Origin of the sequence: Geodermatophilus sabuli, assembly GCF_900215145.1 — a bacterium.
In the GTDB taxonomy this organism is placed as follows: Bacteria; Actinomycetota; Actinomycetes; order Mycobacteriales; family Geodermatophilaceae; genus Geodermatophilus; species Geodermatophilus sabuli.
Genome location: NZ_OBDO01000011.1, coordinates 220,812 through 232,926, shown reverse-complemented (window position 1 = coordinate 232,926; position 12,115 = coordinate 220,812). Strand labels below are relative to the sequence as shown.

At 72.9% G+C, this 12,115-nt stretch carries 9 protein-coding genes; 5 read left to right on the top strand and 4 right to left on the bottom strand.

Annotated features, from left to right (window positions below):
• The first annotated feature begins 502 nt into the window (after positions 1–502).
• The 4 genes from CRP39_RS22480 to CRP39_RS22465 all read left to right on the top strand — a co-directional run bounded on the left by CRP39_RS22480 (position 503) and on the right by CRP39_RS22465 (position 6,778).
• Positions 503–1,330: an MOSC domain-containing protein gene (locus CRP39_RS22480; RefSeq protein WP_097208610.1), complete on the top strand. Its 828-nt coding sequence runs from the start codon at positions 503–505 to the stop codon at positions 1,328–1,330.
• A gap of 221 nt (positions 1,331–1,551) precedes the next feature.
• Positions 1,552–2,019, top strand: a complete 468-nt coding sequence (locus CRP39_RS22475; protein ID WP_097208609.1) for a Fur family transcriptional regulator — start codon at positions 1,552–1,554, stop codon at positions 2,017–2,019.
• A complete protein-coding gene (gene katG / locus CRP39_RS22470) occupies positions 2,016–4,232 on the top strand; it encodes a catalase/peroxidase HPI (protein ID WP_216359875.1) in 2,217 nt (738 codons plus the stop codon). The genes CRP39_RS22475 and katG overlap by 4 nt, the downstream gene beginning before the upstream one ends.
• A gap of 206 nt (positions 4,233–4,438) precedes the next feature.
• On the top strand, positions 4,439–6,778 hold the full coding sequence (locus CRP39_RS22465) for a xanthine dehydrogenase family protein molybdopterin-binding subunit (protein ID WP_245854042.1): 2,340 nt from the start codon (positions 4,439–4,441) through the stop codon (positions 6,776–6,778).
• Between the two features lie 170 nt (positions 6,779–6,948).
• Here CRP39_RS22465 and CRP39_RS22460 read toward each other — a convergent pair whose 3' ends face one another.
• The 3 genes from CRP39_RS22460 to CRP39_RS22450 form a co-directional block, all read right to left on the bottom strand.
• Positions 6,949–7,338: an ester cyclase gene (locus CRP39_RS22460; protein WP_245854041.1), complete on the bottom strand. Its 390-nt coding sequence runs from the start codon at positions 7,336–7,338 to the stop codon at positions 6,949–6,951.
• A 133-nt stretch (positions 7,339–7,471) separates the two neighbouring features.
• Entirely contained in the window at positions 7,472–8,425 is a 954-nt protein-coding gene (locus CRP39_RS22455) for an alpha/beta hydrolase (RefSeq protein WP_097208608.1), read from the bottom strand.
• A 278-nt stretch (positions 8,426–8,703) separates the two neighbouring features.
• Complete coding sequence (locus tag CRP39_RS22450) at positions 8,704–9,408, bottom strand: TetR/AcrR family transcriptional regulator (RefSeq protein ID WP_216359874.1); 705 nt, start codon at positions 9,406–9,408, stop codon at positions 8,704–8,706.
• A gap of 95 nt (positions 9,409–9,503) precedes the next feature.
• Between CRP39_RS22450 and CRP39_RS22445 the strand changes: the two genes are divergently transcribed.
• The gene (locus CRP39_RS22445; protein WP_097208607.1) at positions 9,504–10,526 is read left to right on the top strand and encodes a DMT family transporter; all 1,023 of its coding nucleotides are present in this window, start codon (positions 9,504–9,506) and stop codon (positions 10,524–10,526) included.
• 170 nt (positions 10,527–10,696) lie between these two features.
• On the opposite strand, the gene CRP39_RS22440 is transcribed toward CRP39_RS22445, so the two are convergent.
• Positions 10,697–12,004 carry an MFS transporter gene (locus CRP39_RS22440; protein WP_097208606.1) on the bottom strand — a complete coding sequence of 436 codons (1,308 nt, stop codon included), beginning with the start codon at positions 12,002–12,004 and terminating at the stop codon, positions 10,697–10,699.
• Positions 12,005–12,115: the final 111 nt, after the last annotated feature.

The window sequence follows — 12,115 nt, the reverse complement described above, 5'->3', positions numbered from 1 at the left end:
TCCACCGCCTGCTGCACGTGCTGGTCCATCGTCAGCGGAATGTCCTCCGGGAAGTCGGCGGGCTCCCACTCCGGCCCGTAGGGAGCCGCGGTGATCACCAGCTTCTCCTGGTTCTCCGGGAACAGGGAATCGTCGAGGAAGTACATGCGCGTGTCTCCGTTTCGAAGGTGGATCAGAGAGCGGGGAAGTCGCCGTTTCCCGCGGTGCCGAAGTCCTTGGAGTGCTTCGGGAGATCTGCACGGGCCTCGGGTCGCCGTATTCGCGCCCGGTCCGTGTTGCAACGATTGTGGAGGCTCGGAAGCGGCAAGGCTGTACTGTTTCGGACAGATGACTTGACCGTCTCGGACATCCCCTGAACGCAGGTCACGGACGAGCGGCGAGGCGGCCCCTCGGACCGGGCCGATCGCCCGTGCCGGGCCGCGAACGACCCGGGGGGGACCCGTGGGGCGCGGCCCGCTGCTCCCTACGCTGGGTCCTCCACGCCTGACCGGAGGGGACTCTCATGCCCGTCGTCTCGCGCTTGTCGATGACGCCCGTCAAGGGCACCGCCCTCCACCACCCGACCAGCCTGGCGGTCACCCGGAACGGGGTCGAGGACAACCGGCGGTTCCACCTCGTCGATGCCCGGCACCGGCTGGTCAACGGCAAGCAGCACGGCCCGCTGGTCCGGCTCACCGCGCACTACGACGGCTCGCGGCGACACCTGTCCCTGCAGATCCCCGGCCGCGAACCGGTGCAGGGGACGACCACCGAGCCGGGCGAGCCGGTGGTCACCGACTTCTACGGGCGCGAGGTGCCCGGTCACCTGGTGTCGGGCCCGTGGTCGGCGGCCCTCACCGAGTTCGTCGGCGAGCCCGTCCACCTGGTCGCCACCGACAGCCCCGGCGACGCCGTCGACGTGCACCCGGTCACGCTGATCTCCTCGGCCACCATCGAGCACCTGCGCAGCGTCACCCCCGAGGGCGAACGGCTGGACCAGCGGCGCTTCCGGATGCTCGTCGAGCTGGACGGGTGCGGCGTGCACGAGGAGGACACCTGGGCGGGCCGGCGGCTCCGGGTGGGCGGAGCGACGGTCCGGGTGGTCGGCCCCGTCCCCCGCTGCGTGGTCACCAACGAGAACCCCGACAGCGGCGAGGTGGACGTCAACACCCTCAAGGCCATCACCCGATACCGCGGCGAACCGGCCACGGACCTCACCACCCCGGTCGCCCACCTCCCGGACAACGGCGCGGTCCTGTTCGGCATGTACGCCACCGTCGAGGAACCGGGGTCGATCGGGGTCGGTGACCACGTCGAGGTGATCGCGGCCGGGGCGACTGCCGGCTCCTGACCGACCACTCGACACGAGACCGACTGCTGCCGCGGCTGGGCGTCGGCTCAGCCGGTGGGCGCCTCCTCCGGCCGCCGGATGGGATCGTTCGATGCCGTCCGGAGGCGGCGCCGGTTCCCGGCCGACACCCGAGACGACATGCGCCGGCGTGGTCCCCTCGCCGGCCGACCACCTCGGGCCCGTTTGTTGACTCGATCAAGGCAAGCTGTGAGGATCCCGCCGTGGAGGACGCCGCAGACCTCGAGCGTGCACTGCGCGCGGCGGGTCTGCGGGTCACCCGGCCGCGCCTCGCGGTGCTGGATGCCGTCCACGCGCAACCGCACCTCGACACCAAGGCGCTGATCAACGCGGCGCGTGTGCGCCTCGGTGCGGTCTCGCACCAGGCGGTGTACGACGTGTTGCACGCGCTCGAGGGCGCCGGCCTCGTGCGGCGCATCCAGCCGGAGGGCTCCGACGCCCGCTACGAGGCCCGCGTCGGCGACAACCACCACCACCTGGTCTGCCGCGACTGCGGGGCCATAGCCGACGTCGACTGCACGACCGGTGACGCCCCCTGCCTGACCCCCTCCGCCGACGCAGGCTTCGTCATCGACGAGGCTGAGGTCCTGTTCTGGGGACGCTGCCCGTCCTGCGCAGCCATCCCTCCTCCCGCCCCCTCCGCCCGCACCGCACAGAGAGGCACGCCGTGAACGACGAGATCGACAAGAACCAGAGCGAGAGCACCAGCGAGAGCGAGAACCCGGCGATCCCCGCGCCGACCCAGGTCACCAACCGGCGGCCGCAGAGCAACCGGGACTGGTGGCCCAACCAGGTCGACCTGTCGGTGCTGAACAAGCCCTCGAGGGACTCCGACCCGCTCGGTGAGGACTTCGACTACAAGGCCGAGTTCGCGAAGCTGGACGTCGAGGCGGTCAAGCGCGACGTCGTCGAGGTCATGCGCACCTCGCAGGACTGGTGGCCCGCCGACTGGGGCCACTACGGCCCGCTGTTCATCCGCATGTCGTGGCACGCGGCCGGCACCTACCGCATCGCCGACGGCCGGGGCGGCGGCGGCCAGGGCGCCCAGCGGTTCGCCCCTCTCAACAGCTGGCCGGACAACGCCAGCCTCGACAAGGCCCGCCGCCTGCTGCTGCCGGTCAAGCAGAAGTACGGCCGCAAGCTCTCCTGGGCCGACCTGCTCATCCTCGCCGGCAACGTCGCGCACGACGACATGGGCCTGCCGACCTTCGGCTTCGCCTTCGGCCGCGAGGACACCTGGCAGCCCGAGGAGGTCTTCTGGGGTCCGGAGGACACCTGGCTGGGCGACGAGCGGTACGCCGACGAGGCCCCGCTGGAGCTCGAGGGTGCGCTGTCCAACGTGACCATGGGGCTCATCTACGTCAATCCGGAGGGCCCGAAGGGCCAGCCGGACCCGATGGGCTCGGCCCACGACATCAAGGTGACCTTCCGCCGGATGGGCATGACCGACGAGGAGACCGTCGCCCTGATCGCCGGCGGTCACACCTTCGGCAAGGCGCACGGCGCGGGCGACCCGTCCCTGCTGGGTCCGGAGCCCGAGGGTTGCCCGGTGCACAGCATCGGCCTCGGCTGGCAGAACCCGAACGGCACCGGCAAGGGCGCCGACGCGATCACCAGCGGTCTCGAGGGTGCCTGGACCCCGACGCCCACGACGTGGGACAACTCCTACTGGGAGACCCTCTTCACCTGGGACTGGGAGCTGGTCGAGAGTCCGGCCGGCGCCAAGCAGTGGCAGCCGAAGAACCCCGAGGCCCAGGAACTCGTGCCCGACGCGCACATCGAGGGCAAGAAGAACCCGCCGATGATGTCCACCGCCGACATGGCCCTCAGGGTGGACCCCGAGCTCCGCGCGTACGCGGAGCGGTTCCGCGACGACCCGGAGTACTTCAAGGACCAGTACGCCCGCGCCTGGTTCAAGCTGCTGCACCGCGACATGGGCCCGAAGAGCCGCTACCTGGGCCCGGACGTGCCGAGCGAGGACCTCATCTGGCAGGACCCGGTCCCCCCGGTCGACCACCAGCTCGTGGGCGAGTCGGAGGTCGCCGACCTCAAGCAGCGGCTGCTCGCCTCGGGTCTGACCGTCTCGCAACTGGTGCACACGGCGTGGTCCGCCGCCGCGTCCTACCGCGGCACGGACAAGCGCGGTGGCGCCAACGGCGCCCGGCTGCGCCTGGAACCGCAGATCGGCTGGGCGGTCAACGAGGGCGTCCGGGACGTGCTGCCGGTGCTCGAGCGGGTGAAGGGCGAGTTCGAGCAGCAGACCGGCAAGAAGGTCTCGCTCGCCGACCTGATCGTGCTCGGCGGCAGCGCGGCGGTGGAGAAGGCCGCCGCGGACGCCGGCGTGCCGATCACGGTGCCGTTCCACCCGGGCCGCACCGACGCCTCGCAGGAGCAGACCGACGTCGAGAACTTCGGCTGGCTCGAGCCGCAGGCCGACGGCTTCCGCAACTGGATCGCGCCGGGGAGCAAGCTCGAGCCGGAGACGCTCCTGGTCGACCGGGCGTACATGCTCGAGCTGACCGCGAAGGAGATGACGGTCCTCGTCGGCGGGTTGCGGATGCTCGGCGCCAACACCGGCGGGGTGCGGCACGGCGTGTTCACCGACCGGACGGGGGTCCTGTCGCAGGACTTCTTCCGCAACCTGCTCGACCTCGGCATCACCTGGTCGACCTCGGTCGACACCGAGGGCGTGTACGAGGGCCGGGACGCCGGTGGGAACGTCGTCCGCACGGCCACCGCCGCCGACCTGGTCTTCGGCTCGAACTCGATCCTGCGCGGCATCGTCGAGGTCTACTCGGCCGACGACGCCAAGGAGAAGTTCGTGCAGGACTTCGTCACGGCCTGGGTGAAGGTCATGGAGCTCGACCGCTACGACCTGCGCTAGACACCACCCGTCCCGACGCCCCGGCCCGCATCCCGCGGGCCGGGGCGTCCCGCGTCCAGCGGGGCCCAGGGGCGCGGGTGTCCCCGCGTCTCCGAGCCTGGACTCCTCGCCCGACCGCCCCTGTACCGGTTCGGCGGGCCGACGGCCGACGTGGACGAGCCGCGACGGACTCCTTCGAGGGGCCGGTTCTGCGTAACGTCTCGGGTGTGACCTACACCACTCGGTCGGTGGGTGAGCAACTCCCGCCGGGCAGCATCCTGGGCACGCGCGTGCGGCGGACCGAGGACCTGGGGTTCCTCACCCGGGGAGCGGTCTACACCGAGGACCTGGTCGACGAGCGGCTGACCGGTGCGCTGCACGCGACCTTCGTACGGTCGCCGATGGCGCACGCCCGGATCGTGTCGATCGACACCTCCGCGGCCACCGCAGTCCCCGGTGTCGTCGCCGTCCTCACCGCCGACGACGTCGCGGGCACCCCCCCGCAACGCCCGACCATGCCGATGTACCCCCAGGCGATGGCGCAGCCACTGCTGGCCGCCGGCGTCGTCCGGTTCGTCGGCGAGCCGGTCGCCGTCGTGCTCACCGAGGACCGGTACGCCGGGGAGGACGCCACCGCGCTGGTCACGGTCGACTACGAGCCGCTGCCCGGGCTCGTCGACCCGAAGGAGTCCGCCGCCGGGCAGGTCCTGCTGTTCCCCGACGCCGGCAGCAACGTCGCCTTCGAGAGCGACGGCGCACCCGACCCCGACCTGTTCGCCGGCTGCGAGGTCGTCGTCAGCCGGGAGATCGTCAATCAGCGCGTCGCGGTGGCTCCCCTGGAGGTGCGCGCGGCCGCGGCGGTCTGGGACGACCGCGGCCGGCTGACCCTCTGGCTGCCCAACCAGGGCGCCCAGTGGAGCAGGCGCTCGGTGGCCGGGATGCTGGGCCTGGACGACGGCGCGGTGCGGATCGTCACCCCGGACGTGGGCGGGGCGTTCGGGGCGAAGTTCGGTGCCGACCCCGAACACGCGGTCGTGGCCCTCGCCGCCCGCCACGCGGGCCGGCCCGTGACCTGGGTGGAGACCCGCTCGGAGAACATGGTCGCGATGGCCCACGGCCGGGCCCAGGTGCAGACCGTGACCATCGGCGGGGACCGGGCCGGACGGATCCGCGCCTACCGGCTGGCAGTCCTGCAGGACGCCGGGGCTTATCCCAAGTTCGGCGCGTTGCTGCCGTCCCTCACCGCGCTCATGGCACCAGGCGTCTACGACATCCCGGAGGTGGAGGCCTCCTTCCGCAGCGTGGTCACGACCACGACACCGGTGGGCGCCTACCGCGGCGCCGGACGTCCGGAGGCGACCGCGGCGATCGAGCGGGCCGTCGACCTGTTCGCCGCCGAGCTGGGCCTGGATCCGGCCGACGTCCGAAGGCGCAACCTGATCCCGCCGTTCAGCGAGCCCTACACGAGCAAGGGCGGTGCGGTCTACGACTCCGGGAACTACCCGGCCGCGTTGGAGAAGGCGCTGGAGGCGGCGGACTACCCGGGGTTACGGGCGGAGCAGGCGGCGCGCCGCGAGCGTGGCGACGTCCGTCAGCTCGGCCTCGGGCTCTCGGCCTACGTGGAGATCACCGGCGCCGGGATCGAGCCGGGTCCACCGCACGAGAACGCGACCGTGCAGGTGCACCCCGACGGCACCGCGACGATCCTGACCGGCACCTCCCCGCACGGTCAGGGGCATGCGACGACGTGGGCGATGCTGGCGAGCGAGGAGCTCGGCATCCCGCTCCAGGACATCGTGGTCCGCTGGGGTGACACCGACCTGGTCCCGGAAGGCGGGGGCACCGCCGGGTCGCGCAGCCTGCAACTGGGCGGCGCGGCGGTGCGCCAGTCGGTGCTGGAACTCATCGAGCTGGCCAAGGCCCGCGCCGCCGAGGACCTCGAGGTCGACCCCGCCGACCTCGCGGTCGACCGGGCAGCGGCGGGGCTGCGCGTGACCGGCGTCCCGGGGACGGCGGTGTCCTTCGCCTCCCTGGCCGAGCGCGAGCCACTGCTGGTGCGCAGCGTGTTCACCGCCCCCGGCCCCACCTACCCCTTCGGTGCACACGTCGCGGTGGTCGAGGTCGACGTCGAGTCGGGGAAGGCCGAGCTGGTCCGGCTGGTCGCCGTGGACGACGCTGGAGTGATCGTCAACCCCTTGCTCGCGGAGGGGCAACGCCACGGCGGGCTGGCCCAGGGGGCGGCGCAGGCCCTGCTGGAAGAGGTCTGCTACGACACGGACGGCAACCCCCTGACCAGCACGTTCGCTGACTACCCGATCGTCTCGGCGACCGAGGTGCCGAGCTTCGAGCTGGTCGACGCCCAGACCCCGACCAGCTACAACCCACTCGGCGCCAAGGGACTCGGTGAGGCCGGCACGATCGGCGCCACGCCGGCGGTACAGAACGCGGTCATCGACGCCGTCGCCCACCTGGGGGTGCGGCACATCGACATGCCCACCACGCCGATGCGCGTCTGGCGGGCGATCCGCCAGGCCCAGGCGACCGGTGATCGTCCATCACGGTCCTGAATGGAGGACGCCGCGCCGCGCGCACCGCCGCAGCGCCAGGGTGGCGCTCGACGGGTCGAGCCGACGGCGGGGCCGGCCTCAGGCGTCCAGCGATCTCGAGGGCTCCCTCGTCGCCGACGGGAAGCAGCCGGTGAGGGGGGACGGAGCGAGACCGCTCCGCCGCAGGTCCATCACGTCGTGGCACCTGAGCTGCGGAGTTGACGGCGGCGCTCGTCGTTGTCCTCCAGCCCCCACCAATCGACGATGCGCCCGTCCCGGACCGTGAACCAACAGACCTCTCGCACGTCGCGGAAAGCACGGCCGGTCGCGGGTCGACCCATCCACGGTCCCGTCTGGGTGCCCGAACAACGGAAGGAGCCGACGACCGTGTCCCCCTCCCCCACCAGAGCGACGGTCTGCATGTGCACGTCCGCAAAGGCCTCCCGGAACGGAGCCACCCACGCCCGCGCCGCCGCGGCGATCTCGGAGGCGAAGGACCGGTCGATGGCACCCAGGTCTCCCCGGTTGATGACCTCGGCGACCATCCGGGCCACCAGACGCTTGTTCTCGCCGACGCTCAACACCGCCTCCCCTGTGGCGATCGGTTGATGTCGGCAGGAGCCGCGAGGGGCGCGCCCCTCGCCGCTGCGGACAGCATCTCCGCGATCCGGCCAGGTCCACCCGACGCCGAGGTCGGGCCGCTTCGACCGGCGTTCACGCCTGCTCCCGCCCGGCGGCCGTCGACGCCGCGCCGTGCCGCGTCCGCTCCACCAGGTGCGCGCGCAGGAAGTCGATCTCGTCGGCCACCACCTGCTGGCGCACGGGATCGCGGTAGAGGTCGAAGTGGGTCCCCGGGTAGCGGCGCAGCTCGCCCCGTGGCGCCCGCTGCGCTATCAGCCGCGTCGTCTCCTCGGGCGTCTCGCGGTCGTTGTCGGCGATGCACACGAGCACCGGCATCCCCAGCCGGTGCGCCACGTCGCCGGGCCGGTAACGCAGCATGCCGAACAGGCCGCGCGGAGCCACCTCGTTGCGCCACAGTGAGGTCGCGCCCTCACCGGAGAGCAGAGCGATGTGCTCCTGTGCTCGCGCGGTGGTGGTCACCGCCACCTCACCCGGTGCGCCCACCATCGGTGTGTAGCGGGGCGAGAGGCCCACCCGGCCGCGCGCCGCATCCACGGTCATCGCCCACAAGAGCCGGACCGCGTCGCGCGTCGAACGGCCCTCCACCCGACGCGGGAAGCCGTTGAACGGCATCTGGGCGACCACCGCCGCGATGCGTGGGTCGTCCGCGGCGATACGGACGACGTGCCCACCTCCGAGCGAGGAACCCCACAGCGCAACCCGCTCGGGGTCCACGCCGTCCAGGCCCCGGGCGAAGCGGACCGCCGCCTGCCAGTCCTGCAGTTGTCCGGACACGTCGACCAGCTGGCGCGGCACGCCGTCGCTCTCCCCGAAGCTGCGGTAGTCGAACGTCAGAGCCGGGAGGCCGACGGCCGCGAATCGTCCCGCGAGCTCGAACAGCCGGTCCTGCGTCCCGCTGAAACCGTGCCCCATGACCACACACGGCAGCATCCCGCCGACATCGGCGGGGCGGTGCAGATACCCCGCGAGCCGCACGCCGCCCGACTCGAAGGACACCCGCGTCCGCTGGCTCTCTGCACTCGTCATGACGGTCCTCCCCGGGGCATCCACCCCGTCGGCGGAGCGACCCCTCGTTCGATGCGGACCAGCCACCCCGGACGGGGAGGCCGGTGGATGTGGAGTCACCACGGGTCGAACGACACCGGGCCCGACGCTGACTGGACCCGCCGGCAGCGGTGCAGGTCGACCCGATGGTGCTCCACGTCGACAACGGCTCGATCATCACCGGGCCGGGCCTCGACCCTCGTGGGGGACGTCGACCGCGCCGCCTGATCCGGGCTACCGGGCCGGCGGACACGGCAGGCTCATCTCCCCGCGGGAGTACTCGCCTGACCGGTCGGGCTCGGCCGGCCCTCGGGCGATCCGGCCGCGTTCGGGGGGAGCAGCCGCCGGGCCAGCCACACCAGGCCGTCGGTGATCCGCTGCCCACTGATGCCCTGGGCACGCTGGTGCGCGTACACCTCGGGCCCGAGCGGCGCCAGCAGCGGGTCCACGAGGGCGTCCGGATCAGGGACGGTCGCTGCGACCAGGAGTGACCGCACGTGCGCTCGCCAGAACCCGTAGGCCCCGGTGCCGAACCGGGCGTTGCCCGTCTCCGCCCCGAGGGCGAGGTGCAGGTGTTGGTCGAGCAGGCTCGTCATGGCCACGTAGAAGGCCGCGAGCCGGTCTGCCGGGTCGGCCCCGGGACCGAGCGGCGGAACGCCGCGGATGAGCTCGTGCTGCAGTCGCCGTTCGTGCTCGTCCAGCAGTGCCAGGGCGACCGAAGCGACGTCGGGGAAGCGCCGGTAGAGGGTCGCTCGCCCGACACCGGCCAGCCGGGCGATCTGGCCCATCGTCACCGATCTCGGGTCGCAGGTGGCGAACAGTTCCTCGGCCGCGGCCAGGACACGGCGACGGTTGCGCGCCGCATCCGCGCGCTCCCGCGGGGATGCGGCGCCGGCCGTCAGCGGATCGAGCGGCTCGGGTGAGGAGCCTTCCCCCGCCTCGTACGGCGGTGCGGGCGCGGACACGGCGGCACTTTAGCGGAATATCCGGACGCCATGTCCGCTTGGAGCCTTCGTCGTAACCGGACACCATGTCCGGGTCCGAGGCTCTTGGAGGGGTCATGCCTCTCGTCTTCCTGGCTTCCGCGCTCCTGATCGGCTGCCTGCTCGCGGTGCAGGCCTCGGTGAACCAGCGGCTGAGCAGGGCGGTCGGGACGCCGTTCGGTGCCGCGACGCTGCAACTGCTCATCGCAGGCGTGGTACTCGGGCTCGTCGCGCTGGCCACCGGCGCCGTCGCGGCGATGGGTCGGGTCCCGGAGGTGTCGCACTGGTGGCTGTTGCTCGGCGGGGTGGCGAGCCCGCTGTACATCACCGCGGGGATCCTGCTGTTCCCCCGGCTGGGCGCACTGGTCGCGGGCGCCCTGTTCGTCACCGGCCAGGTCTTCGCCTCCCTGGGACTCGACCTGCTCGGCCTGCTGTGGGTGCCTCGCCGGCCCTTCGGCCCGGGGATCCTGCTCGGCGCGTTGGCGGTGGTGGCCGGAGTCACCGTGATGATCACGGGAAGCGTCAGTGGCAGGCTCACCCGGGTCGCCGTCCCGGTGCACTCCGCGGCCGCCCTGGCCAGCGGAGGCACGCGCGTCGACGCTCCGGCGTCCCCCGTTCGGCAAGCGCTCGGGACGCCGACCGCGTCGCGGCTCGCCTGGACGCTGCTGGGCCTGGCTGCCGGGGCGGTACTCCCCGTCCAGGGCGCCATCAACAGCCGGCTCGAGGGTGAGATCGGGGCGCCGCTCGCGGTCGCGACCATCAGCTTCGTCGTTGCGACCGCCACGATCCTCGTCGTCCTCGGCACCCTCCTCACCCTCCGTCGCACGCCCAGACCGCAGCTCCGACCGCTGCGCACCATGCCCTGGTGGGGCTGGCTGGGCGGCCTCTGCGCGGCCGTCTACGTGACCGTCACCTTCCTGCTGATCCCGGTCATCGGAGCCGCGGTGACGGTGGCCCTGACGGTGACGGGCCAGCAGGTCGCATCCGCCGTGATCGATCACCGCGGGGTGCTGGCCATGCCACGCCGGCGGCTCACCGCCGCGCGCGCCGGCGGCCTGCTCCTGCTCGTCGCAGGCTCGGTGCTCGTGCACTGGAGCTGACCGGGCGACCTCGACCGCCAGCAGCGCACCTGCGGATCCGGCGCGGGACTGCGCCAACGCGCCGACGGTGGCCGCCGCCCACAGCGCCCGGGTGGCTCGATCGGCCACGCCGTGGCCGATCGACGCGCTGCGCGCCCCCTGCCGCGGGACGGACGCCACGACGAGGCCGATCAGGTCGCCGTCCGGAACCGTCGTCCCGACGCGTGCAGGCACCCCGCAGCCAGCAGGGCGGCTGAGCACAGGACGACCAAGGACCAGCGGAGCCCGGCCACGGCGTCGGTGGACGTCCAGGTCGCCGCCACCAGGGCCGGGCCGAGACCGAATCCCACCGCACGGGCCGCGCCGGAGGCTCCCCCGGTCGAGCCGAGCAGCGGGCGGGGAGCAGCCGTCATGAGCATCGCCTGGTTCGGGCCGACGAAGAGGGACGTGCCGGCTCCCACCACGGCCAGCCGCCAGCTCAGGTCCGGAACACCCCAGGTGGGGTCCAGCGGAAGCAGGACCACCAATCCGGTCGCGGCCAGGACGGCACCGGCCCTCGCCACGCGGTCGGCACCGAATCGGTCCGCCAGCACGCCGGCCACGGGGGCGAGGACCAGCATGGCGAGGGACAGGGCGCTCAGGGCCAGCCCGGACTCGACCGCCGTCGAACCGGCCCGCCCGGCGAGGGCGAGGGGAACGGCATATATCAGGCCGCTCGTGACGACGGAGACGAGGGCCAGCGCGACCAGTCCCCCGGTCACCGATCGCACCGTCAACAGCTGCAGCACCGGCGCGCTGCTCGGCAGGCGCGCCCAGACGAGCAGCAGCGGAACGGCGAGGAGGGCCGTCGCCGCCCAGGCGACGTCGGCCCGGGACGCCAGGGAGAGGCCGGCCAGGATCGCGAGTACGGCGCCGCCCAGCAGGGCCACCTGCGCCACCAGCCTCCGGTCCGGTCCGCTGACCGGCTGCCCCGAGGGGAGGCTGCGGAGGGCGATGACGGCGACGGTCATGGCGACGGGCAGGTTGATGAGGAACAGCGCCCGCCAGCCCAGCGCCTCGGCCAGCCAGCCACCCACCGCCGGGCCGGTCAGCGCACCCAGGGGCCCCAGCACGGAGACCACGCCCATGGCGCGGCCCCGGCGCTGCGGCGCGACCGCCACCGCGGCGAGCACCGGGGTGAGGGCGGTCAGCACTGCCGCTGCCGCACCCTGGACGACTCGCGCGGCCAGCAGCACCTCGATCGACGGCGCCAGTGCACAGCCGATGCCGGCCGTCGCGAAAGCCCCGACGGCGGCCAGGAGCGCCGGCCGATGACCGACGCCGTCGAGCCAGCGACCGGCCGGCAGGACGACGGCAGCCATGGCCAGCGAGTAGCCGAGAACCACCCAGGGCAGGAGCCCTGGTGTCACCGCCAACGACGTTCCGAGGTCCGGCAGCGCGACGACGACGACGTAGCTGTCCAGCATGGCCATGAACACCGCCAGACCCGCCGCGACCACGAGGGACCAGTGATCCCGGTCCGGCGAGCCGTGCGCGCTCCCCGACGGGTGTTGAGGGCGGCTCGCCGGAGGGGTTACGACCGGCGCAGCTGATCCGGGCCCGCGCCGGAG